At 70.7% G+C, this 23,263-nt stretch carries 23 protein-coding genes and 1 riboswitch; of the genes, 6 read left to right on the plus strand and 17 right to left on the minus strand.

What is annotated here, in order from left to right; genetic code table 11:
• Nucleotides 1-63: 63 nt before the first annotated feature.
• The 3 genes from C6376_RS01920 to mnmA form a co-directional block, all read right to left on the minus strand.
• A complete protein-coding gene (locus C6376_RS01920; RefSeq protein WP_107441802.1) occupies nucleotides 64-831 on the minus strand; it encodes an RloB family protein in 768 nt (255 codons plus the stop codon).
• A 22-nt stretch (nucleotides 832-853) separates the two neighbouring features.
• Entirely contained in the window at nucleotides 854-2,062 is a 1,209-nt protein-coding gene (locus C6376_RS01925) for an ATP/GTP-binding protein (RefSeq protein WP_254075807.1), read from the minus strand.
• A gap of 209 nt (nucleotides 2,063-2,271) precedes the next feature.
• Nucleotides 2,272-3,402 carry a tRNA 2-thiouridine(34) synthase MnmA gene (gene mnmA / locus C6376_RS01930; RefSeq protein WP_107441804.1) on the minus strand — a complete coding sequence of 377 codons (1,131 nt, stop codon included), beginning with the start codon at nucleotides 3,400-3,402 and terminating at the stop codon, nucleotides 2,272-2,274.
• Nucleotides 3,403-3,509: 107 nt separating this feature from the next.
• Between mnmA and C6376_RS01935 the strand changes: the two genes are divergently transcribed.
• The gene (locus C6376_RS01935) at nucleotides 3,510-4,181 is read left to right on the plus strand and encodes an N-acetylmuramoyl-L-alanine amidase (protein ID WP_107441805.1); all 672 of its coding nucleotides are present in this window, start codon (nucleotides 3,510-3,512) and stop codon (nucleotides 4,179-4,181) included.
• Between the two features lie 93 nt (nucleotides 4,182-4,274).
• On the opposite strand, the gene C6376_RS01940 is transcribed toward C6376_RS01935, so the two are convergent.
• The 3 genes from C6376_RS01940 to C6376_RS44350 all read right to left on the minus strand — a co-directional run bounded on the left by C6376_RS01940 (nucleotide 4,275) and on the right by C6376_RS44350 (nucleotide 6,100).
• A complete protein-coding gene (locus tag C6376_RS01940; RefSeq protein WP_107441806.1) occupies nucleotides 4,275-5,438 on the minus strand; it encodes a cysteine desulfurase family protein in 1,164 nt (387 codons plus the stop codon).
• 60 nt (nucleotides 5,439-5,498) lie between these two features.
• The gene (locus tag C6376_RS01945) at nucleotides 5,499-5,765 is read right to left on the minus strand and encodes a DUF4190 domain-containing protein (protein ID WP_107441807.1); all 267 of its coding nucleotides are present in this window, start codon (nucleotides 5,763-5,765) and stop codon (nucleotides 5,499-5,501) included.
• Nucleotides 5,766-5,935: 170 nt separating this feature from the next.
• Nucleotides 5,936-6,100 (minus strand): hypothetical protein, encoded by a 165-nt coding sequence (locus tag C6376_RS44350; RefSeq protein WP_173985561.1) that lies wholly within the window; start codon nucleotides 6,098-6,100, stop codon nucleotides 5,936-5,938.
• Nucleotides 6,101-6,241: 141 nt separating this feature from the next.
• On the opposite strand from C6376_RS44350, the gene C6376_RS01950 reads away from it, so the two are divergent.
• Entirely contained in the window at nucleotides 6,242-6,868 is a 627-nt protein-coding gene (locus C6376_RS01950; RefSeq protein ID WP_107441808.1) for a TetR family transcriptional regulator, read from the plus strand.
• 72 nt (nucleotides 6,869-6,940) lie between these two features.
• Here C6376_RS01950 and C6376_RS01955 read toward each other — a convergent pair whose 3' ends face one another.
• Together C6376_RS01955 and C6376_RS01960 are read right to left on the minus strand one after the other, a co-directional pair.
• Complete coding sequence (locus C6376_RS01955; RefSeq protein WP_107448718.1) at nucleotides 6,941-7,348, minus strand: hypothetical protein; 408 nt, start codon at nucleotides 7,346-7,348, stop codon at nucleotides 6,941-6,943.
• Between the two features lie 318 nt (nucleotides 7,349-7,666).
• Nucleotides 7,667-8,548, minus strand: coding sequence for a thioesterase family protein (locus C6376_RS01960; RefSeq protein WP_107441809.1), 882 nt, complete (start codon nucleotides 8,546-8,548; stop codon nucleotides 7,667-7,669).
• A gap of 142 nt (nucleotides 8,549-8,690) precedes the next feature.
• Between C6376_RS01960 and C6376_RS01965 the strand changes: the two genes are divergently transcribed.
• The gene (locus C6376_RS01965; RefSeq protein ID WP_107441810.1) at nucleotides 8,691-9,929 is read left to right on the plus strand and encodes an esterase family protein; all 1,239 of its coding nucleotides are present in this window, start codon (nucleotides 8,691-8,693) and stop codon (nucleotides 9,927-9,929) included.
• Here C6376_RS01965 and C6376_RS01970 read toward each other — a convergent pair.
• The 9 genes from C6376_RS01970 to C6376_RS02010 form a co-directional block, all read right to left on the minus strand.
• Nucleotides 9,838-10,494: a trimeric intracellular cation channel family protein gene (locus C6376_RS01970; RefSeq protein ID WP_107441811.1), complete on the minus strand. Its 657-nt coding sequence runs from the start codon at nucleotides 10,492-10,494 to the stop codon at nucleotides 9,838-9,840. The genes C6376_RS01965 and C6376_RS01970 overlap by 92 nt on opposite strands.
• A 69-nt stretch (nucleotides 10,495-10,563) precedes the next feature.
• Nucleotides 10,564-11,895, minus strand: coding sequence for an ABC transporter ATP-binding protein (locus C6376_RS01975; protein WP_107441812.1), 1,332 nt, complete (start codon nucleotides 11,893-11,895; stop codon nucleotides 10,564-10,566).
• Nucleotides 11,892-12,989, minus strand: a complete 1,098-nt coding sequence (locus C6376_RS01980; RefSeq protein WP_107441813.1) for an ABC transporter ATP-binding protein — start codon at nucleotides 12,987-12,989, stop codon at nucleotides 11,892-11,894. Before C6376_RS01980 ends, C6376_RS01975 begins: the two co-directional genes overlap by 4 nt.
• Nucleotides 12,986-13,993, minus strand: a complete 1,008-nt coding sequence (locus C6376_RS01985; protein WP_107441814.1) for an ABC transporter permease — start codon at nucleotides 13,991-13,993, stop codon at nucleotides 12,986-12,988. The genes C6376_RS01980 and C6376_RS01985 overlap by 4 nt, the downstream gene beginning before the upstream one ends.
• 68 nt (nucleotides 13,994-14,061) lie before the next feature.
• Nucleotides 14,062-15,804: an ABC transporter substrate-binding protein gene (locus C6376_RS01990; RefSeq protein ID WP_107441815.1), complete on the minus strand. Its 1,743-nt coding sequence runs from the start codon at nucleotides 15,802-15,804 to the stop codon at nucleotides 14,062-14,064.
• A 58-nt stretch (nucleotides 15,805-15,862) separates the two neighbouring features.
• A complete protein-coding gene (locus C6376_RS01995) occupies nucleotides 15,863-16,861 on the minus strand; it encodes an ABC transporter permease (RefSeq protein WP_107441816.1) in 999 nt (332 codons plus the stop codon).
• Between the two features lie 513 nt (nucleotides 16,862-17,374).
• Entirely contained in the window at nucleotides 17,375-18,130 is a 756-nt protein-coding gene (locus tag C6376_RS02000; protein ID WP_107441817.1) for an enhanced serine sensitivity protein SseB C-terminal domain-containing protein, read from the minus strand.
• A 161-nt stretch (nucleotides 18,131-18,291) separates the two neighbouring features.
• A complete protein-coding gene (locus C6376_RS02005) occupies nucleotides 18,292-19,086 on the minus strand; it encodes an enhanced serine sensitivity protein SseB (protein ID WP_107441818.1) in 795 nt (264 codons plus the stop codon).
• 94 nt (nucleotides 19,087-19,180) lie between these two features.
• The gene (locus tag C6376_RS02010; protein WP_254075808.1) at nucleotides 19,181-19,864 is read right to left on the minus strand and encodes an AAA family ATPase; all 684 of its coding nucleotides are present in this window, start codon (nucleotides 19,862-19,864) and stop codon (nucleotides 19,181-19,183) included.
• Between the two features lie 177 nt (nucleotides 19,865-20,041).
• A riboswitch (glycine riboswitch) is annotated at nucleotides 20,042-20,141 on the plus strand.
• A gap of 190 nt (nucleotides 20,142-20,331) precedes the next feature.
• Between C6376_RS02010 and gcvT the strand changes: the two genes are divergently transcribed.
• From gcvT to glyA, 3 genes are all read left to right on the plus strand, one after another.
• Nucleotides 20,332-21,450: a glycine cleavage system aminomethyltransferase GcvT gene (gene gcvT, locus C6376_RS02015; protein ID WP_107441820.1), complete on the plus strand. Its 1,119-nt coding sequence runs from the start codon at nucleotides 20,332-20,334 to the stop codon at nucleotides 21,448-21,450.
• A 110-nt stretch (nucleotides 21,451-21,560) separates the two neighbouring features.
• On the plus strand, nucleotides 21,561-21,938 hold the full coding sequence (gene gcvH, locus C6376_RS02020) for a glycine cleavage system protein GcvH (protein ID WP_107441821.1): 378 nt from the start codon (nucleotides 21,561-21,563) through the stop codon (nucleotides 21,936-21,938).
• Between the two features lie 14 nt (nucleotides 21,939-21,952).
• Nucleotides 21,953-23,215: a serine hydroxymethyltransferase gene (gene glyA / locus C6376_RS02025; protein ID WP_107441822.1), complete on the plus strand. Its 1,263-nt coding sequence runs from the start codon at nucleotides 21,953-21,955 to the stop codon at nucleotides 23,213-23,215.
• Nucleotides 23,216-23,263 lie beyond the last annotated feature (48 nt).

The following is a 23,263-nucleotide window of genomic DNA, read 5'->3' on the forward strand; positions in this document are numbered from 1 at the left end:
GCGGGAGGTAACCCGCGCGGAACCGTACATTCGCCGCTGTACAACGAGGGGTGCGGCCGCCGCTCAGACCTTCACGATGCCCAGACTGACCAGGAGTCGCCACACGTCGGTGGAGGGGTCCCGGTTCAGGACGTCGCAGTTCTTGGCATGCCCGGAGCGGGCGGCCCGTTCCTTCGCCGAGCGACCATACTTCGGCTCCTCGAACGTGGCGTTGGCGGGCTTGCACGAATCGTGCTCGCACTGACCGACCAGGGCTCGCGCGTGCTGCACCGCCGCCTTCTCCTTGTCCCTCAGCGCCTTGGTACGGGCATCGTTGAGACCCTTGTCGGGCTTGTCGAACCGCCTGTATGCGGGGTCGGCCCTGCGCAGCTTCTCCAGGACGTGCGTGTTCTTCGCCGCGCCCTGGGCGCCGCCGAAGGGCTGGAAGTGCAGCAGCAGCCACAGCTCGAACGAAGGGTGGGAGAAGCAGACCTCGGTGTCCGAGTCCGCTGCGGCCTCGAAGGCCTCGTGGATGTCGTGGTGGCTGTCGCGGTCGAAGAGCACCCAGGTCTCGTCCTCCCCCTGAGCGGCCTCCACCACCGCCTTGACGGTACGGGACGGGATCAGGCCGTCGGCCTTGCGGACCGGCTTGATGGTGAAGGGCGGTCGGCCGGTCTCGCTGTCCCCGCTCCCGAACTCCTTGTTGAGGTACCGCAGGTAGTCGTACTCGGTCACCTCGCCCTCACACCCCACGTACAGCACCCGCTCGCGACGTGAGTACCGCGACGGAGGCGCCTGCGGCGGCATCACCGTGCTCGCCGCGTCCTTCTTCGACCTGCGCCTGCTGCTCATGCCCCGTGCCCACCCCGTTCTCTCACGCTGTCGCTGCCGCCTTCTCCTCCAGCCAGGACACCTCGCGGGCGATCTCGCCCGGGGTCACCCGGGGCACCCCTCCGTACCGGCCACGCAGGTAGCCCCGCTCCAGGTCCTCGCCCGCCTCCGGATGGGCGGCGACCAGTGGATACAGCTCGCTCGCGCCGGACTTCGTCTTCGCGGTGAGCCATACCTGGTCGCGGCCGAGCGGACGGTCGAGTACGGCGTTGCCGAGCAGTGTGGCGTCATGGGTGGTGAAGATCAGTTGGGCGCCCTTGGCATTGGCCTTACGGTCCTGGAAGAGACGGACGACCTCGGCGGCCAGCGCGGGGTGGAGGCTGGAGTCGAGCTCGTCGACCAGAAGCGCGGACCCGTTGTCGAGGACGGTGAGCATGGGGCCGAGGAAGGCGAACCAGGAGTGGGTACCGAAGCTTTCCTCGGTGAGGAAGTCGAGGGCCACCGCTTCTGTCTCCTCCGTCCGGTGCCGAAGGGAGACCGCGCCGGTGTCCGGATCGAGGTCGAAGCCGGTGACCCCCAGGTCCGCGGCGGCAAGGAGCTGGACGAGTCGTTCACGGTAGCCGGTGTTGTCGTGCAGTTCGGTGAGGCGGCGCCTGGTCCAGTCGGCACGGTGGCTGATGTCCTCACCCGGGGTCATCAGCCACAGGTTGTTCAGGAACCAGCGGTGCAGGGCGGACAGCTGAGGGTCGTTGAGGGTGGCCGCGGTGGAGAGGAAGAGGGCGTTCGGCCGGGTGAGGGCGACCAGGTCGTCGCGGCGGCCTGTGAAGGCCGGGCTCTCGAACAGGTACTCGTCGCCGTCCTCCGCCGGGCGGTCCGCCTCCCTGTCGAACCAGACCTGCCGGATGCCGCCCGGGTAGGCGTGCAGCCACTCGGCCTCCACCCGGTCGTCGGAGAGCTCGAAGCCGTACGTGTAACGGACGGGGGTACGGGCCCCGAGGACCAGGTCGACCTCGAAGAGGGTGGTCTCCTCGGCGCTGGCGGCGTCCAACTTGAAGGGCTGCCGGTGAGGCACCCCGGGATACTTGGCCCAGTCCGCGAAGGAGGTACGTACCGCCTCCCGCATGGCGTGGAACGCGCTGAGCAGGTTGCTCTTGCCGGAAGCGTTCGCACCGAAGATCCCGGCCACGGGCAGCACCATCACATGCCCGCCACCGTCCTGAGCGACCCCGCTGTCCCGCGCGATGCTGTCCAAGCCCTCGACACTGTCTGCTGCAGCGACAAGTGTCAGCTCGGCCTCATCCCGGATCGAGCGGTGATTCGCCACTCGAAAGCGCAGGAGCACCGTCCACCTCCCGAAGGGGCGGGGTGGCCCCGCCGCCGGCTCACACTGTGCGGGCCCTCCGCGGGGCCAGCCTATGCCGGGGGGGTCGGGCCGTGCCAGCTCCTGCGAGTCCTCGATGATCAGGCTGTGGCAGCTTCCCGGCGAACCGTCGTCGCGATGGTCGCCGAACCCACCACGCGCGTGCCGTCGTACAGCACGATCGCCTGACCGGGCGCCACGCCCCGGACCGGCTCGGTGAACGTGACCTGGAGGCGGTCGTCGACGAGTTCGGCGGCCACCTCGGTCTCGCCGCCGTGGGCGCGCAGCTGGGCCGTGTAGACGCCGGGGCCGGTGGGGGCGGCGCCGCACCAGCGGGGCTTGATCGCGGTGAGGGCGGTGACGTCGAGGGAGGCGGCGGGACCGACCGTCACCGTGTTGTTCACCGGGGAGATGTCGAGGACGTAGCGGGGCTTGCCGTCGGGCGCCGGGGTGCCGATGCGCAGGCCCTTGCGCTGGCCGACGGTGAAGCCGTACGCGCCCTCGTGGGTGCCGACCTTCGCGCCGGACTCGTCGACGATGTCGCCCTCGGCCCTGCCCAGCCGGTTCGCCAGGAAGCCCTGGGTGTCGCCGTCGGCGATGAAGCAGATGTCGTGCGAGTCGGGCTTCTTGGCGACGGCGAGGCCCCGCCGCTCCGCCTCCGCGCGGATCTCGCCCTTGGTCGTCATCGTGTCGCCGAGGGGGAAGAGGGCGTGGGCGAGCTGCCGGTCGTCCAGCACGCCGAGGACGTACGACTGGTCCTTCGCCATGTCGGAGGCGCGGTGCAGCTCGCGTGTGCCGTCCTCGCGGACCAGCACCTTCGCGTAGTGGCCGGTGCACACCGCGTCGAAGCCGAGCGCGAGCGCCTTGTCGAGCAGCGCGGCGAACTTGATCTTCTCGTTGCAGCGCAGGCAGGGGTTGGGGGTGCGGCCGGCCTCGTACTCGGCGACGAAGTCGTCGACGACGTCCTCGCGGAAGCGGTCGGCGAGGTCCCAGACGTAGAACGGAATGCCGATCACGTCGGCGGCGCGACGGGCGTCGCGGGAGTCCTCGATGGTGCAGCAGCCCCGCGCGCCGGTGCGGAACGACTGCGGGTTCGCGGAGAGCGCGAGGTGGACGCCGGTCACGTCGTGGCCGGCCTCCGCGGCGCGGGCGGCGGCGACGGCGGAGTCGACACCGCCGGACATGGCGGCGAGTACGCGAAGGGGGCGGGGGCGCTGCGAGGTCTCAGTCATAACCCTTTCAGGGTACGGGTCGCCGGGAACCCCGACCCGCGAGTATCCGTTGACGATCTCGAGGGGCCGGGCCTGTCCGACGGATCGGGCCGGAGGAAGGACGGGCCATGGGGGCGACACGAGGTGACTCCGACCGGCGGATCGGGCGGCGCGCGCTGCTGATCGGCGGCGCTGCGGCGGCCGCCGGCACGGCCGTGCTGGCACGTGAGGAACTGGCGCGGCTGTACTGGCGGCTGCCCGGCGTGCGCAGACCGCGGGTGGAGGGCGCGGTGGACTTCGGGGGCGCGCGATGGGTGCCCGCGTCGGAGGCGAACTTCCGCTGGGCGGACCGGCCGGACGACTACGGGATCGACATGGTCGTCATCCACGTCACGCAGGGGGATCTGGGGAGCGCGGTGAAGGCGTTCGAGGACCCGGGGCACCGGGCCGCGGCGCACTACATCGTCGGCAAGGACGGCCGCGTCACGCAGATGGTCCGCGAGCTGGACGTGGCGTACCACGCGGGCAACCGCTCCTACAACGAGCGCAGTGTGGGCATCGAGCACGAGGGGTTCGTCGACCGGCCGCAGGACTTCACGGACGTGATGTACGCCGCGTCCGCCCGGCTGACCGCCGCGGTCTGCCGACGCTACGACATACCCGTGGACCGGGAGCACATCGTCGGGCACGTGGAGGTGCCGGGCACGGACCACACCGATCCCGGGGAGCACTGGGACTGGAAGCGGTACCTGCGGCTCGTCGCCGCGGCGCACGCGGCCGCCGCCCGGCATTCCGCGTGACACAGCTCACGTAGGTACCCGGCCGCCGCAGGATTCCGGATTCCCGGCGGGACCCGGGCCGCCCGGGCGGCAGGGATGGTCAGGCGCCGGGCGTCACGTCAGCCCCGCCGCGCGGGCCCGCTCGACCGCCGGGCCGATGGCCTTGGCCACCGCTTCGACGTCGGCCTCGGTGGAGGTGTGGCCGAGGGAGAAGCGCAGGGTGCCGCGGGCCAGGTCGGGGTCGACGCCGGTGGCCAGCAGCACATGGCTGGGCTGGGCGACGCCGGCGGTGCAGGCGGAGCCGGTGGAGCACTCGATGCCCTGGGCGTCCAGGAGCAGCAGCAGGGAGTCGCCCTCGCAGCCCGGAAAGGTGAAGTGGGCGTTGGCCGGCAGCCGGTCCACGGGGTCGCCGCCGAGGATCGCGTCCGGTACGGCCGTGCGCACGGCGTCGATCAGGGCGTCGCGCAGCGCGCCGACCTCACGGGCGAAGCACTCGCGCCGCTCGGCGGCCAGGCGTCCGGCGACCGCGAAGGAGGCGATCGCGGGCACGTCGAGGGTGCCGGAACGGACATGGCGTTCCTGTCCACCGCCGTGCAGGACGGGCACGGGGGTGTATTCACGGCCCAGCAGCAGGGCGCCGATCCCGTACGGGCCGCCGATCTTGTGACCGGAGACCGTCATGGCGGCGAGTCCACAGGCGGCGAAGTCGACGGGGACCTGACCGAAGGCCTGTACCGCGTCGGCATGCAGCGGGACATCGAACTCGGCTGCCGCGTCGGCCAGTTCACGGACCGGCAGGATCGTGCCGATCTCGTTGTTCGCCCACATCACGGTGGCCAGGGCGACGTCCTGGGGATTGCGTGCGATCGCGTCGCGAAGGACGTCGGGGTGGACCCGTCCCTCGGCGTCGACCGGCAGATACTCGACGGTCGCGCCCTCGTGCTCGCCGAGCCAGTGCACGGCGTCGAGCACGGCATGGTGCTCCACGGGGCTGGCCAGGACACGGGTGCGGGCCGCGTCGGCGTCACGGCGGGACCAGTACAGGCCCTTGACCGCGAGGTTGTCGGCCTCGGTGCCGCCGGAGGTGAGGACGACCTCGCTGGGGCGGGCGCCGAGCGCTTCCGCGAGGGTCTCACGGGCTTCCTCGACCGTACGGCGGGCCTGCCGGCCGGCTGCGTGGAGGGAGGAGGCGTTACCGGTGATGCTCAGGTGCGCGGTGAGCGCCTCGACCGCCTCGGGGAGCATCGGCGTGGTCGCGGCGTGGTCGAGGTATGCCATGGTGGCCCGATTCTACGGGGCCCGGGTGGCGCGCCTCGCTCGCAGGTACGGCCGCCGCGGTCAGAAGCTCCAGGAGACCGTCGAGTCCGCCTGCATGAACGCGACCAGCACGAGCAGGTCGGCGACGCCCAGCGCGAGGCCGAGGTAGGCGCGACCGCGGCGGGCGGTGCCGCGCCAGAGGGCCGCCGCCGCGAGGATCACGGCGATCGGGCCGAGGAAGACGTTGAGGACGAGCAGGCCCAGCAGGCCCAGGATGAAGGACGCGACGGCCATGCCGTCGGCGTCCCGGACGTCGGTGTGGCGTGTGGCCGGTGCGGTGAGGTGCATGGTCGGTCAGCTCCTGTCGATCAGTGGTGCGGTCGTTTCGCGGGATGTGCGGGTCGGTGGTGCGGGCTCGCGGTGCGCCGTTCGTGGCGCGGCCTGTCGCGGCGCCGGCGGCGGCCTGCGGCCGGGGCCGGTGATCGCGGGCGCGACGGCTTCGCGGCGGCTGCGCTCGGTCAGTGGGCCGAGGTGCGCCGGCGGCCGTGGCGCTCGCGGAGCGCGAAGATGCCGAGCCAGGCGGCGATCACCATGCCGGCGACGAGCGTGAAGGCGAACGGCGCATGTGCGACGGTGCCCAGCGCGACGCCGAACAGCAGCAGTGCGGCGACGAGGAACAGCATGGGACGAACCCCCTTCGAGGCGGCATCGTGCCGCCTTCGTGACGTTTCGGTGAACAGTTGTGGTTACAGTTGTTCACTGACTTCAGAGTCTAGCGCGCTTCCGGCTTTCCAATTACGGAGAACAGTTGTTAACTGGATGACATGAGTCACACGCTCGGCATCCGGCAGGCACAGAAGCAGAAGACCCGGCAGTCGCTCCTGGACGCGGCCTTGCTGCTGCTCGAGGAGCAGAGCCTGAGCAGCCTGGGCCTGCGCGAGGTCACCCGGGCCGTCGGGGTGGCCCCGACGGCCTTCTACCGGCACTTCCGCTCCACGGCGGATCTGGGCGTGGCCCTGGTCGAGGAGGCGCTGGGCAGCCTGCACCCGATGATCCGCACCACCGTGACCGCGGCCGACACCAGTGCCGAACGCATCACGCGCGCTGTCGAGTTGATAGCCGGTCATGTGACCGCGTACCCCGCTCACGTCCGTTTCATCGCCCGCGAGCGGCATGGCGGGGTCCAGCCGGTGCGGGAGGCGATCCGGGAGCAACTGGGCCGGTTCGCCGAGGAGGTGAAGGCCGAGCTGGCCAAGGACGCCGAGGCCGAGGGCTGGAGCGACGACGACCTGCTGATGCTCTCGCACCTCTACGTCGACCACATGCTCATCACGGCCTCCCTGTTCCTGGAGTCCCTGGAGGCATCGCCGGAGGAACGGGAACGGATCAGCAGGATGGCGACCCGTCAGATGCGGCTCGTCAGCATCGGCCGTCACCACTGGCTGGACTGACCGCCGACGGCAACGCGCGAGGGCGGCGCGCCCGTTCCCGGACACGCCGCCCCTGTCTTCTTCTGCCTGCGGTCAGCCCTGCTGCCCCTGGCCGCCGCCCGGACCGCCGCAGCCGCCGCCCTGACCGCCACTCCGGCCGCCGCCGGGGCCGCCCTGACCACCGTCGCCCGGTGCGCCGCCGGGAGCTCCGCTCGGGGCGGACGAGGGGACACCGGCCGGAGAACCGGTCGGGGCTCCCGTCGGCCGCCCAGAAGCCGCACCCGCCGACGCCTCCGAGGGGCCACCGGCCGGCGCACCGCTCGGCGCACCGCTGGGCATCCCGGAGGCGTCGCCGGACGGCGCCCGGCAGGACTGCTGCGCCAAATCGCCGCCGTTCGAGGAGGAGGAGCCGCCCGAACCGCAGGCCACCAGAGCGAGGGGCGAGAGCGCCAGCAGCGCCACCGCGGGGACGAGACGGACGGGCATCAGCGCACGCTTCATGAGAGACAGCTCCAGGGGGACGAGGGAGAACCTGAGGCGGGCACTCAACCAACCGCGCTTGGGGCTTTCCTGAGCCTGCTCTGTCCGCCGGCTGTCAGTGGGGTCCCAGCGCCCCTCAGGAGAGGCCTCCGACCTGGGTGTCGGCCGCCAGGCCGCCCGGTGGCCGCGGAGTGCGCCGGTACAGCCCTGTGACACGGACGGTCGATCCGGGACCGCCCGGCGACGGCGACGCGGCGACGACGGCCGTGCGCGGTCGGCGGCCCGGCCGAACCCGGCCCGGGTCGGCCTGACCGGCCGGGCGGCCCGGCCGGGAGTCGCTCAGCCGAGCCTGACCCTCGCCAGCTGCCGCGACTGCGCGACCAGCCGGTCCGCGCTGTCCCAGACCTCGGCGTCCTCCTCGAGGAAGCCGCCCGCGAGGTTGCGGGTGGCGATGGAGACGCGCAGCGGTCCGGGAGCCGGACGGCAGCGGACGTGGACGGTCAGCTCCACCGTGGGGACCCAGCCGCGCAGACCGATCTCGAAGGCGGTCGGCGGCAGTGCGTCCACCGCGAGCAGGAGGGAGAACGGATCGTGGTCGCGGCCGTCCTTCAGCCCCAGCCAGGCCCGCATCTCGCCCCTGCCGGACGGCTGCCCGAGCGCCCAGCCGAGGGTCGACGGATCGAGCTTGAGCATCAGCCGGTCGACGATGGCGGAGCTGCCGTCCACGGGGGCCGGCCCGTCCTCGGCGCCCAGGCACCGCTCGATGGGCGGGATCGCCGGGGGCTTCGCCGTCGTGCGGACGTCGTCCGGGAGCGCGCCCAGGTCGCCGTAGGAGGCGAGCACACGGATCCGCTCGACCTCGACGCCGTTCTCGTCGTACTGGAAGAGCGAGGCCTGACCGGTCGACAGGGTGCGGCCGGAGCGGACGACGTCCGTGCGGACGGTCGCGGGGCCGGGCTGCGACGCGGTGAGGTAGTGCGCCGAGATCGTGAACGGGTCGTCGTGCGGCAGGGCGTCCGCGAGGGCACGGCCGAGGACGGCGAGGAGGTACCCGCCGTTGACTGCGCTGATGATCGTCCAGCCGGCCGAGAGGTCGATGTCGTAGACACCGGGTGCGCGTCGGGTGAGCGCGGTGTCGCGGTCGAACTCGCTGTCGCCGATCGAGGCCTTGACGGGGTAGGTGGAGGCCCGCTCGGCCACCGCCATAGCTGCTTCTGGCATGCCCCGAAGGGTACAACAAGTTATTACTAAGCGGTAGCTTTGTGGTGCCGGATGGTGAAGACGGGGCATGAGACGGCAAATTTCTCGGTAAGTGTCCCGACTCGTCCGTAACCTTGCCGCCGCTATTGCCCTCTGCAAGGACATGAGCCTCACCGGGACTCCGTTCCTCTACACCCTGATCGCCGTGTCGGTGCTCGCCGTCGCGCTGCCGCTCGTGCTGTGGTCGCGGATGCGCGGACCGCGGCTGCTGCGCGTCGTGGCGCGGATGCTGATGCTGCTGTTCGCCCAGTGCTCCGCGGTGGCCCTGGTCTTCGTTCTCGTCAACAACGCCAACAGCCTGTACGACACCTGGGGCGACCTGCTGGGTACCGGCACCCATGTGCAGCAGGCCGCCGACCTGGGCGCCGACGGCACCGGCGGCATCGCGCTCGACCGGCTGCCGAAGGTCAGGCAGCAGTTCGAGCAGGCCGACGGGACGGGGATGCACACGGCCGGCGGGGTGCGTGTCACCCAGCTCGAGGGCCGGGTCTCGGGAGTGAACGCCGAGGTCTACGTCTGGCTGCCCCCGCAGTACGACGATCCCGCCTATGCGCACCGCTCCTTCCCGGTGGTGGAGCTGCTGCCGGGCTATCCGGGCTCCCCCAAGTCCTGGTTCGGGTCGCTGCGCGTGCACGAGCAGCTGGCGCCGCTGATGCGCTCGGGCGAGGTCGCGCCGTTCATCCTGGTCGCGCCGCGCACCACGCTGCTGCCGGGCGTGGACACCGGCTGCGCCAACGTCCCGCACGTCGTCAACGCGGACAGCTGGCTCAGCATCGACGTGCCGAAGATGGTCAGGGACAACTTCCGGGCCCAGCCCGCGCCCAAGGACTGGGCGGTCGCCGGGTATTCGGCGGGAGCCCACTGCGCGGCCAAGCTCGCCGTCGCCCACCCCGACCGCTTCCGGGCGGCGGTGAGCCTGTCCGGGTACAGCGACCCCATCGGCGAACACAAATCCCTCGCGGCCAAGAGCCCGTCCCTGCGCCGGGCCAACAACCCCTATCTGCTGCTGCGGAAGGCCGTCGTACCGCCCGCCGTGGCCCTGTACCTCTCCGGTCAGCCGCAGGACGGCTACGAGGCGGCCCTGGCCCTGCGCAAGGAGGCGAAGGCTCCGACGACCGTGCACGTCGTGTACGTCCCGAAGAGCGCGGGTGGCCACTCCATGGCGCTGTGGCGGCCCCAGGTCGTGCCGGCGTTCCGCTGGCTGACCCTGCAGATGGAGCAGAGCCCCGTCGCCGGCGGCGGGAGCCGGTCTACTCCTCGCGCACCGTCGAGCGACGATTCCAGGCACGAGGCGCTCGCCAGTGGAACCGCATCGCCAGAAGCCGCAGCACGAAGGCGGTGAGCGCCGCCGTCCCGCTGGCCAGCGGGGTGAGCACGTCGTAGCGGATGCAGAGCGCCACCATGGCCGCGCCGACGATGGCCGGGACCGCGTACAGGTCCCGGTCCCAGCGCAGCAGCGAGGGCACCTCGTTGGCCAGCACGTCGCGCAGCACACCGCCGCCCACCGCGGTGGCGAGCCCCAACGCGGCCGACGCGGTGAGGCCGAGCCCGTAGTCGTACGCTGTCGTCGTCCCGGTGACGCAGAACAGGCCGAGGCCGGCCGCGTCGAAGACGTTGACGCCGGTCTGGATACGCTCGACCTGCGGATGCAGGAAGACGACGAGCAGCGCGGCGAACAGCGGCGTGAGGAAGTACCCGAGGTCGGTGAAGGCGGCCGGCGGCACCGCCCCGATGACCAGGTCCCGGAACAGCCCGCCGCCGAGCGCGGTGACCTCGGCGAGCGTGGCGATGCCGAACACGTCGAAGTTCTTGCGGACGGCGAGCAGCGCCCCCGAGATGGCGAACACGAAGATGCCGAACAGGTCGAGGGTGTGCTGGACGGAGGGACTGAAGATCTGCTGGAACACCCTTACATTGTCACCCAACACACAGCCCCCGCCTTACATTGCAAGGCGGGGGCTGGTATCTGATGGTGCTTACTTCTCCTTGGACGGCGTCTCACCGTCGGCCGCCTCGGCCGACTCGGCCGACTCAGGCGCCTCGGACACCTTGGCCGACTCGGCCGCCTCGGGCGCCTCCGGGACGTCTGCGGCCGCTTCGGTGCTCTCGGCCGCCGTGGCCGACTCGGCCGCCGGGTGGTCGGCGAGCTCCGCCGCCACCGCAGCCGAGGTGGTCGCCGACTCGGCGAGCACCTCGTCGGCCACCAGCTCCGCCGCCTCCTTCGCGGCGGTCAGCAGGACGACGTCCTGCGGGGCCTGGTCCGCGAAGTTCTCCGGGTGGTGACAGGCGACCTGCTGCCCCGTCCGCAGCTCGACGAGCACGGGCTCCTGGGTCGCGCAGACCTGCGTCGCCTTCCAGCACCGGGTGTGGAAGCGGCAGCCGCTCGGCGGCGAGATCGGCGAGGGCACGTCGCCCTTGAGCAGGATGCGCTCGCTCTTGGCGCCCCTGCGCTTGGGGTCCGGGACCGGCACCGCCGACATGAGCGCCTTGGTGTACGGGTGCATCGGTGCCTGGTACAGCGAGGTGCGGTCGGCGAGCTCGACGATCTTGCCGAGGTACATCACCGCGATACGGTCCGAGACGTGCCGCACCACGGACAGGTCGTGCGCGATGATCACGTAGGTCAGGCCGAGGTCCTTCTGGAGGTCGTCCATCAGGTTGACGACCTGCGCCTGGATCGACACGTCCAGCGCGGAGACCGGCTCGTCCGCCACGACGAGCTTCGGCTTCAGGGCGAGCGCGCGGGCGATGCCGATGCGCTGACGCTGACCGCCGGAGAATTCGTGCGGGTAGCGGTTGTAGTGCTCGGGGCTCAGACCCACGAGCTCCAGCAGCCGCTGGACCTCCTTCTTCACGCCGCCCTCGGGCTCCACCCCCTGGAGCCGGAAGGGCGCCGAGACGATCCCGCCGATGGTGTGCCGTGGGTTCAGGGAACCGTACGGGTCCTGGAAGATCATCTGGATGTCCCGCCGCAGCGGGCGCATCGCGGACGCCTTCAGCCGGGTGATGTCCTGGCCCTCGAAGTGGATCGTGCCGCCGGTCGGCTCCTCGAGCCGGGTGATGACCCGCCCCATGGTCGACTTGCCGCAGCCCGACTCGCCGACGACGCCCAGGGTCTCGCCCTTGCGCACCTCGAAGTCGATGCCGTCGACCGCCTTGACCGCGCCGACCTGACGCTGCAGGACGCCCTTGCGGATGGGGAAGTGCTTCTGCAGGCCCTGGACCCGGAGCAGCACCTCGCGGTCCTCGGGGGAGGAGGCCTGCGGCGGAACCGAGGCGGCCGCGTCCGTCTTCTTCGTCTCACTCACAGCTTCGGCGCAATCTCTTCGGTCCAGATCCGCGTACGGTCCTCCGACGAGAGGTGACAGGCGGACCAGTGCCCGCCGCCGACCTGCTGCAACTCGGGGCGCACGGTGCGGGTGACTTCACCCTTGGGCACGTCCGCGTACGGGCAGCGGGGGTGGAAGGCGCAGCCCGAGGGGACGTTGATGAGGCTCGGCGGCTGGCCCTTGACCGGGATGAGCCGGTCGGAGGTCTCACGGTCGATGCGCGGCATCGAGCCGAGCAGGCCCCAGGTGTAGGGGTGCTGCGGCTTCTCGAAGATCTCGTCGACCGGGCCGCGCTCCACGCACCGGCCGCCGTACATCACCAGCACGTCGTCCGCGATCTCGGCGACCACGCCGAGGTCGTGGGTGATGAGGACGACCGCGGAGCCGAACTCCTTCTGCAGATCCCGGATGAGGTCCAGGATCTGCGCCTGGACGGTCACGTCCAGGGCGGTGGTCGGCTCGTCCGCGATGAGCAGCTCGGGGTTGTTGACCAGCGCCATGGCGATCATCGCGCGCTGGCGCATACCTCCGGAGAACTCGTGCGGGTAGCCGTCCACACGCTTCGCCGGCTCCGGGATGCCGACCCGGTCGAGCATCTCGATCGCCCGCGCGCGGGCGGCCTTCTTGCTGACGTCGTGGTGGACGCGGTACGCCTCCACGATCTGGTTGCCGATCGTGTAGTACGGGTGCATCGCGGACAGCGGGTCCTGGAAGATCATCGCCATCTCGCGGCCGCGCAGCCGGCGCACCTCGTCCGGGTCGGCGGAGACCAGCTCCTTGCCGTCGAGCCAGATCTCGCCGGACATCCGCACGTTCTTGCCGCGCGCGCCGAGCCGGTGCAGGCCCATGATCGCCAGCGAGGTGACGGACTTCCCGGAGCCCGACTCGCCCACGATGCTGAGGGTCTTGCCCTTCTCCACCTGGAAGGTGAGCCCGTCGACGGACTTGACCAGGCCGTCGTCGGTCGGGAAGTGCACCTTGAGGTCGCGCACGTCGAGGAACGCGTGGGACTCGTTCGTGCTCGGGCCGGTCGGCTCGCCCACGGCGGCGCCGGTCTTGGACAGTTCGGTCACGAGAGCCTCACCCGCGGGTCGGCGGCCGCGTAGAGCAGGTCCACCAGGAGATTTGCGATGATCACGAAGAAGGCGGCGAGCAGGGTGACGCCGAGGATCAGCGGCAGGTCGTTGTCCGTGATGCCCTGCACCGCGTACTGGCCGACGCCGGGCAGCGAAAAGACGTTCTCGGTGATCACGGCACCGCCGAGCAGCAGGCCGAGGTCCATGCCGAAGATCGTGATGATCGGCGTGAGTGCGGCCCGCAGCCCGTGTCGCGCGATGACGTTGCGCTCACGCAGGCCCTTGGCGCGGGCGGTGCGAATGAAGTCCTCGTTCATCGTCTCCAGCATCCCCGAGCGGGTGAGCCGGGCATAGATGGCGGAGTACAGCAGAGCGAGGGAACACCAGGCCGGGATGAGGGTGTTGGCCCACTGGGCCGGATTCTCCGTGAACGGCACGTACTCGCGCCCGAAGACGGGCCACTGGACGGTGAAGAGGAACAGCGCGAGCTGGCCCGTGAAGAAGATGGGCAGCGAGACGCCGGCGAGCGCGACGCCCATGAAGGAGCGGTCGAAGAAGCTGCCGGGCTTGAGCGCGGAGACCACCCCGATCAGGACGCCGGAGACCAGCCACAGCACGGCGGCGCCGACCGCCAGCGAGAAGGTCACCGGAATGCGCGAGGTGAGCTCCGGCCAGACCTCCACGTGGGTCTTGAAGGAGTACCCGAAGCACGGGGCGTCACAGTGCGCGGTGGTGGGCCCCAGGTCGTAGGTGGCCCCGGTCACGACACCCTTGATGAAGTGCCAGTACTGGACATAGACCGGGTCGTCCAGACCGAGGTTGTGCTTGACCGCAGCGATGTCCGCCGCCGACGGGCTCTTCCCGATGTACTGCTGGGCCATCTGGTCGGCGGTCTGGCCGGCGAGCCGTGGCAGCAGGAAGAAGATGGCGAAGGTCACCGCGCTGACGACCAGCAGCAGGAGCACTGCCGCGACCGTCCGACGGAGGATGTACGAGATCACGGGGATCGGCCTGGTGCCCGCGGGCCGGGAAGCCCGCGGGCACCAATGCCTTCACCTGCCTTCCGGGGCTACTTCTTGGTCGTGCCGATGTTGAGGTAGTCGTACTGACCGCTGAAGGCCGCCGTCGACACCAGGTTGGTGAAGTTCGCCGGGCGGTACAGCAGGACCTTGAAGTAGGTCAGCGGCACGAGGGCCGCGTCGTCCATGACCTTCTTGTCGATCTGCGTGTAGATGGCGTTGCGCTGGGTCGCGTCCTGGGTGCCGATCGCCTTGGCGAGGTTCGCGTTGACCTCGGGGTCGTTCAGCTCCGACAGGTTGGTGTTGCCCGACGCGCCGATCGCGGCGCCGTTCAGGATCTGCTGCAGGAAGCCGTAGCCGCCCGGCCAGTCGGCGCCCCACTGCATCATCATCAGGCCGACGTTGTTCTTCTTGTTGAACGCCGGGACGCCCGCGAAGTCGGTGAAGTACTTGCCCGACGGGAACTGCTTCATGCTGGCGTTGATGCCGACCTTCTTCAGCGAGGCGATGATCGCGGTGGCCGCGTCGATCTCCGGCTGACGGTCGCTGCGCGCGGTGATGGTCGTGTTGATCGCCGTCTGGCCGCAGGCCTTGAGCTGCTCCTTGGCCTTGGCGACGTCGCCCTTGTTGCCGTCGGTGGCGTAGGCGTCGGCCTTCGCGTAGCCCGGGATGTCCGGCGGGAGGACGGTGGTGGCGATGTCACCGCGGATCGGGCCGCCCTCGGCGGTCTGCACGGAGACCTTGTCGACGGCGTACTGCACGGCCTTGCGGCAGGCGACGTTGTCGAACGGCGCGACCTTGGTGTTGATCGCCAGGTAGACGAGGCGGCCACCGAAGGTGTTGTCGGTGTTGGCCTTCAACTTGGCGTCGTTGACGACCTTCGCCTGGGTCGCGGCCTGAACGCCGGTACCGCCGAGGTCGATCGCCTTGCCGGCCTGGACGTCCTGGTCGATCGTCTCGGAGTTGATCTTCAGCTTGACGACGATCTTTTCCGGGTACTGCTTGCGCAGCGGGTCGGTCTTCGGGTCCCAGTTCTCGTTGCGGACGAGGACGGCCTGCTTGCCCTCGTCGTAGCTCTCGAACTTGTACGAGCCCGAGGACACGATGTTCTTGACGTAGTCGATGCCCTTGTCCTTGGCCTCGGGCACCGGCGCGGTCTGCGGCGTCGCGACCAGGTAGTCGAACTCCTGGAACGCCGACTTCAGCTTGAAGACGATCGTCGTGTCGTCCGGGGTCTCGATGGACGCGAGACCCTTCTTGTCCTTGTACGGACCCTTGTACGCGTCGCCGCCCACGAGGAGCTGCTGGAAGTAGTTCGGGCCGAGGGACAGCACGTCACGCGCGAAGTTGGAGCGCTCGACGGCGTACTTGACGTCCTTGGACGTGATCGCCGTGCCGTCCTGGTACTTCAGGCCCGGCCGCAGCTTGTACGTCCAGGTCTTGCCTCCGTCGGTGGGCACACCGGCGCTCGCCGCGAGGTCGGGGACCAGCTTGTTGCCGTCCTCGCCCGGGCCGGGCTGGAAGGTCATCAGCGGACGCGCGTAGACGCGGCTGAGGTTGTACATGTACGCGTAGTACGTGTTGCCCGGGTCGAAGGAGTCCGGCACGTCGGAGTACTCGTACGTGACCGTCCCACCCTTCTGGGTGGAGGCGTTGACGACGCCCTTCGTGGCCGCGTCGGCCCCGGCGGACTTGCCGCCCTTGTCCGTGTTGTCATCGGCCTTGCTGCAACCGGCGAGCAACAGGCTCACACTGCCGATGGCCGCGACAGCGGCCAGCCCTGACCTTCGCATGATGGTCTGCTTCCCCTTTGTTGATGGAAATCTGTCGGACTCTCGCTGCGGCTGCACGTCAGCGGCTGCGCGGGTCGAGAGCGTCACGGAGGCCGTCGCCGAGCAGGTTGAACGCCAGCACGGTCACGAAGATGGCAAGACCGGGCACGATCATGAACTGCGGATCGACCTGGTAGTAGGTGACCGCCTCCTTGAGCATGCCGCCCCACGACGCCTGCGGGGGCTGGATGCCGACGCCCAGGAAGCTCAGGCTGGCCTCGAAGATGATGTTCGTCGGGATGAGCAGCGTCGAGTAGACGATGATCGGGCCGACCAGGTTGGGCAGCAGCTCCCGGAACAGGATGTACGGCCCCTTCGCGCCCATGCCCCGCGACGCGTCCACGAACTCGCGTTCCCGCAGGGCGAGCGTCTGGCCCCGCACGATGCGGCCCAGGTAGGGCCAGTTGAAGAAGCCGATGATGAAGATGAGCACGCTGATGTGCAGCGGCAGACCCTCCAGGCCGAACGCACCGCCCTGCAGCGTGGCGGAGATGGCGATGGCGAAGAGCAGGAGGGGGAAGGCGAGGAAGGTGTCCATCAGTCGGCTGATGATCGAGTCGACCCGCCCGCCGTAGTAGCCGGCGACGACGCCGAGGACGGCGCCGATGGTGTTCGACAGGACCGTCGCGCCGAAGGCCACGACCAGCGACACCCACGAGCCCTCCAGGATGCGGGTGGCGATGTCCCGCCCGAACTTCGGGTCCACCCCGAGCGGGTGCTCCCAGCTCATGCCGCCGAAGTCCCCGGCGGGGATCGAGGTGTTGGGGTCGATGAGGTCCTGGTTGAAGGCGTTGGGGTCCAGACCGAACAGGGCCTGGATCGGACGGGCGAGAAGCGCGAGCACGATCAGCAGGATCACGATGACCCCGCCGGCCACGGCCACCTTGTCCTTCTTGAAACGGGACCAGGCGATCTGCCCCAGGGAACGGCCCTCGATCTGCCCCTTGTCGACACCCGCGAGCACAGCCTCGGGCTGTACCTCGGTTGCCGACCCGGTGGTCTCGATCGGTGCGGTCACGGTGACCCGACCCCTCTCGCCGGCGGTGACCGGCCTTTGTCCGCCGCTGTCGGCGGCTTGGTTCGCTTACTGCCTGCTACGCGGCCGGCGCCGATGAGTGCGGCCCAACTGTCCAGTTGACCCCGGATTGCTGCCGATGGGCACTCGCTCACAGGATCGACGACCTCGCGTCTGAGAGGCGAGTCTTCAATGCCTGCGCGATCACACGCCAGATCTGACGGAGAAAGTATGCGTAACCGTGATGCCGACCTGCACATTCCGTTACCCGAACGCCACGGTCCGACTTCCGGAGAGCGAGCAGGTGCTTCAGTTGTGCCCGGCGTCACATCACGGAAGAACCGGAACACTTCAGGACGTCGGCGCGGGGCAGCGCGCGGGACCGGCGGCCCACGCGGCCACACGCCCCGCGTCGGCGCGATCCTGACGGGCGTTCAGCGACCGGTCGCCCGTTACCGGGAGTGACCGTCGGGACTCCCGACGCCGCACACCGGGCGAAGGGCGAAGGATGTCGGATCAGTACGGACGCGGGCCCGGGAAGCCGTAGCCGCCGCCCGGTCCCTGGGCCGGAGCGGGGGCGTGCGCCTCGCGGTCGTAGAAGGGGCGGGCGTTGGCGCGCATCCACATCACGACGGGGTCGTAGTCGTCGGTCATCGCGACCGTGGAGACCGGCAGCCCGTCCGGCACCGCGCCGATGGACTGCTGCATCATCGTCCGCACGGCGTCCACGGCCGGCGGGGAGGAGTCGTACACGTCGAGCCCGATGGCCAGGTAGGGCGCGCCCAGCGCCGGCTGCACCCAGGCCCGGCGCAACGTACGGACCGCCTGGGCGCGGTGGGCGTTCTGCGCGAGCAGCGCGTAGAACTGCGGGATCTCGATGGCGGGTTCGGACAGCCGAAGCGGCCCGGCGGGCTGGCGTTCCAGGCCGGTGGCGATCCGGCGCAGATCCAGCCACGGAATGCCGACGCCGCCGCCGGGTGCGTGCGGGTTCAGCCAGAGGCCGTAGTGGTCGGGATAGAGGGTCCGGGCCACGTCCAGCCCGTCGACCACCTCGTACGAGCGGTTCCACCCGCTCGCGCTGAGCTCCTGGGCGGAGGTCACACAGGGCGCGTAGCCGTGCCCTTCGACCTCCATGTTTCCGTACTGGGCGTCCGGGGAGCCCGCCTGCCCGTGCCACAGCAGCATCCAGACCTGGCCCGAGGAGGGGGTCGCGAGCGCGCGCAGGAGCGCCTCGTAGGCGTCGTAACGCCCGGGCGTGACCTGGCGCAGCATGTGCTCGACCGAGCCGGTCGCGGCAGTGCCAGCGCTCACTTTTTATCGCCCCTTCGAGAAGTTGCCCCGCGTCGGAGTCCAGCTTAGGCGCTCCGCCTGGTCGAGCAGTGGAGAGCACGGGCCCGGTGCCTCGCCGGACGGCCCGCTTCCCGGCTCCACGGCTAGTGGTGCCTCGAGTAGAAGGGGCGGACCCGCTCCTTCATCCAGTCGCCCACCGGATCCTGGGCGACGTCGAGGAGGACCAGGTTGACCGGCCAGGGTGCGGCCGCCGTCGTCAGGGCCCTGCCGAGGGCCTCCAGGGGGAGCGCGCGCAGGTCGCCCTCCCACTGGGAGAGCTCGACGCCCACGAACATCACCGGGTCCGCCGTCTCGATGGCGGCCAGGCAGCGGCGGGCGGTGCGGACCACGCCGACGGCCTCGAACTCCGCGGAGGCCGCGGCCAGGAAGTCCATCGGGTCGTCCTGCCAGTCCGGCTCGTAGAGACGGACCCGGCCGCCGGCGGCCGGACCGTCCAGCGGGGTACGGCCGGCCCGGCACAGCTCGGCCACGGCGGGCGGCGGCAGCGGGACGCCGACCGTGCCGTCGGGGTTGACGAGGATGCCCGCCTGCGGCGGCAGCCCCCGCGCGAACTCCACGGCCGGCGCGACGGTGAACGACATGTGCGAGCCGACGACCTGGCGGAACTGCTCCTCGGAGCTGAAGACCGGCACGTACACCTGGCCGTCGAGTTCCATCGTGGGCAGGTCGAGGGGGCCGCTGTGCGGGCCGCCGCCTCCGGGGAGCGGCACCCAGACGAAGCTGCGGCCGAGCACCTCCACGATCCGGCCGCCGGCTCCCGGCATGCCGAGGGAGGCGGAGAGCACCTCCTCCAGCTCGTTGCCGGGCCATCCGCCGTGCGAATGGGGGTGCGCCTGCGCCGGGAAGTCCGCGGGGAAGTCCGCCGGGGGGAAGTCCATCTGCCTACCGCCTGCTAAGAACCGCTCACTCTGCTGTGACTGAAAGGCTAGCGGGTGCCGGCGGCCCCGCCGCTGCCCGTGAGGCCGACGGGCCTCAGCCCGTGAAGCCGATCCGCCGCAGGACGTCGGCGGCGGGCCGGTCGAGCAGGACCGCGGAGCCGCACCCCTCGGGCAGCCGGCCCTTCTCCACCGACCGCAGGAGCCGGGCGGCGGCCCGGCGGTGGCGCAGGAACGCGTACCGCGAGACGCCGCGGCCGCGCTCGCGCTGGCCCTGCAGGGCCGTGTCCGCGCCGACGTCGAGAACGATCAGGTGCAGGGCGCCGCCGCGGCGGCGGGCCGCGCGGGCCAGCCAGTCGCGGACCCAGGCCTGGGCGCCGCAGTCGTGCACCACGACGCCCCCGCCGCCGCGCAGGGCCCGGCGCAGTCCGGCGTAGTGGGCGAGGCGGACCAGCGGCCGGTAGAGGGCGTAGGGCAGGAGGCGGGGCATCCGGGCGTCCCAGCGGTCGCGGGTGTCCTGGGAGTCGATGCGGACGCCGGGCACCGCGCGCTTCATCAGGGTGGACTTGCCGCTGCCGGGCAGACCGGTGACCACCACGAGGTCACGCGGGCCGAAGAGCAGGCCGTGCGGACTGCGGCCGGCCCGCTCGCGCAGGTCGCGGACGACGGGCGCGGGCTGCCGTGAGCACGCCCCCCGGGTACGGGCGCGGGGCTGCGCGGGCAGCGCGATGCCCGAGCCGGCCGCGAAGGCCGTGGTCCTCGCCGAGGTCGTCCTCTTCACCGTGATCGTCCTCCCCTGGGGCCGGGTACTACTTCTCCCCATCGCACGTAAAGAGAAGGTAATGCGCGGCGCCTCGCGTTTTCGTGCGCGTAGCGACACAAGCCGGTTACAGATCCGGCCTGCCGCGACGGGGGCGGGCCGTGCGATGATGGCCGCGCCAACTGCATACCGGCCGTTTGAATCCGCGCGGGAGAGTCCTCAGCAGCAGTTCCGCTGGGGCGCCGAAGGAGCAAGTCCCTCCCTTGAATCTCTCAGGCCCCGTTACCGCGCGGGCGAGGCACATCTGAAAAGCGGGCCGCCGTCGCCGGCGGTCCCACCCACGGTGCAAGCCATGTCCCGCTCACAGCGGTGGTCATGGCGAACCTCTCAGGTTCCGATGACAGATGGGGAGGAACGACCTCGCCGTCCCCCCGCGTCCGGCTTCACTCGCGCGGGAGGGCCCCGTCGCCTTGGGAGACGAACGACCGATGAGCAGTACCGCACCCCGTCACACCGCGCTCGATGCCCTGCATCGCTCGCTCGGCGCGACGATGACCGACTTCGCCGGCTGGGACATGCCCCTGCGTTACGGCTCCGAACGCGACGAGCATCTCGCCGTCCGCACCCGGGCCGGGCTCTTCGACCTCTCGCACATGGGCGAGATCACCGTGACCGGCCCGGAGGCGGCCGAGTTCCTGAACTTCGCCCTGGTGGGCGACCTCGCCGCAGTGGGCGTGGGCCGCGCCCGCTACACCATGATCTGCGCCGCGGACGGCGGCATCCTCGACGACCTCATCGTGTACCGGCTCGCGGAGGCCGAGTACATGATCGTCTCCAACGCGTCCAACGCTCAGAACGTCCTGAACGAGCTGGCCAACCTGGTCGAGGAGTTCGACGCCGAGGTCCGCGACGACCGTGACGCCTACGCCCTGATCGCCGTCCAGGGACCGGAGTCCCCCGGCATCCTCGCGGCCGTCACCGACGCCGATCTCGACGGCCTGAAGTACTACGCGGGCCTGCCGGGCACCGTCGCCGGCGTCCCCGCGCTCATCGCGCGCACCGGATACACCGGCGAGGACGGCTTCGAGCTGTTCGTGAAGCCGGAGCACGCCGTCGAACTGTGGCAGGCGCTGACCAAGGCCGGCGAGGGCGTCGGGCTGGTCCCCTGCGGGCTGTCCTGCCGGGACACGCTGCGCCTCGAGGCGGGCATGCCGCTGTACGGTCACGAGCTGAACACCTCCCTGACCCCCTTCGACGCGGGCCTCGGGCGCGTGGTGAAGTTCGAGAAGCAGGGCGACTTCGTCGGGCGCGAGGCGCTCGCCGAGGCGGCGGCGCTGGCCGAGCGGCAGCCGCCGCGCGTCCTGGTCGGCCTGGTCGCCGAGGGCCGCCGCGTCCCGCGCGCCGGGTACGCCGTCGTGGCGGGCGGCGAGGTGATCGGCGAGGTCACCTCCGGCGCGCCCTCCCCGACGCTGGGCAAGCCCATCGCGATGGCCTACGTCGACGCCGCGCACGCCGCGCCGGGCGCTCCGGGCGTGGGCGTGGACATCCGGGGCACCCACGAGCCGTACGAGGTCGTGGCGCTGCCCTTCTACAAGCGCCAGAAGTAGACACTGGGCCCCGGGCCACGGGTGACCCCGCGCGTATTCGCGCTGCTCACCCGTGCCCGGGACCGTCCCCCCTTCATCAGCACTCCCCCGCGTACAGGAGAATTCAGGCCATGAGCAACCCCCAGCAGCTGCGCTACAGCAAGGAGCACGAGTGGCTGTCGGTCGCCGAGGACGGCGTCTCGACGGTCGGCATCACGGAGCACGCGGCCAACGCGCTCGGTGACGTGGTCTTCGTCCAGCTCCCGGAGGTGGGCGCCACGGTGGCCGCGGGCGAGTCCTGCGGCGAGCTGGAGTCGACCAAGTCGGTCAGCGAGCTGTACGCCCCGGTCTCCGGTGAGATCACCGAGGTCAACCAGGACGTCGTCGACGACCCGGCGCTGGTGAACTCCGCCCCCTTCGAGGGCGGGTGGCTGTTCAAGGTACGCGTCACGGGCGAGCCGGACGATCTGCTCTCCGCTGACGAGTACACCGCCTACACCGCCGGCTGAGGAGTCGTAGTCGCATGTCCGTCCTGAACACGTCCCTGCACGAGCTCGATCCGGAGATCGCGGCCGCGGTCGACGCCGAGCTGAACCGCCAGCAGTCCACGCTCGAGATGATCGCCTCGGAGAACTTCGCGCCGCTCGCGGTCATGGAGGCCCAGGGCTCGGTCCTGACCAACAAGTACGCCGAGGGCTACCCCGGCCGCCGCTACTACGGCGGCTGCGAGCACGTCGACGTCGCCGAGCAGATCGCCATCGACCGGGTCAAGGACCTCTTCGGCGCCGAGTACGCCAACGTCCAGCCCCACTCCGGCGCCTCCGCCAACCAGGCCGCCCTGTTCGCCCTCGCCCAGCCCGGTGACACCATCCTCGGCCTGGACCTCGCCCACGGCGGCCACCTCACCCACGGCATGCGGCTCAACTTCTCCGGCAAGCAGTTCGACGTGGTCGCCTACCACGTCGACGGCGCGGGCCTGGTCGACATGGCCGAGGTCGAACGCCTGGCCAAGGAACACCGCCCCAAGGTCATCATCGCGGGCTGGTCCGCCTATCCCCGAAAGCTCGACTTCGCCGAGTTCCGCCGCATCGCCGACGAGGTCGAGGCGTTCCTGTGGGTCGACATGGCGCACTTCGCGGGCCTGGTCGCGGCCGGTCTCCACCCCAACCCGGTGGAGTACGCCGACGTCGTCACCTCCACCACCCACAAGACCCTCGGCGGCCCCCGCGGCGGCATCATCCTCGCGAAGAAGGAGTTCTCCAAGAAGCTGAACTCCTCCGTCTTCCCCGGCTTCCAGGGCGGCCCTCTGGAACACGTCATCGCCGCCAAGGCCGTCTCCTTCAAGGTCGCCGCGAGCGACGACTTCAAGGAACGCCAGCGCCGCACGGTCGAAGGCGCCAAGATCCTCGCCGATCGCCTCACCGCGCCGGACGCCCGCGAGGCCGGCGTGAACGTCCTGTCCGGCGGCACCGACGTCCACCTCATCCTGGTCGACCTGCGCGCCTCGGCGCTGGACGGACAGCAGGCCGAGGACCGTCTCCACGAGGTCGGCATCACCGTCAACCGCAACGCCGTCCCCGACGACCCGCGCCCGCCGATGGTGACCTCCGGTCTGCGCATCGGCACCCCGGCCCTGGCCACCCGCGGCTTCACCGCCGAGGACTTCGCCGAGGTCGCCGACGTCATCGCCCGGGCCCTCAAGCCGTCCTACGACGCCGAAACCCTCAAGGCCCGGGTGACCGCCCTCGCCCGCAAGCACCCCCTGTACCCCGGCCTGAGCAAGTAGTTCCCTGGTGGGGGTGCCCGACGACGTGCGCCCCCGCCCTTTCCCGAG

The sequence above is a fragment of the Streptomyces sp. P3 genome, from assembly GCF_003032475.1.
GTDB lineage: Bacteria > Actinomycetota > Actinomycetes > Streptomycetales > Streptomycetaceae > Streptomyces.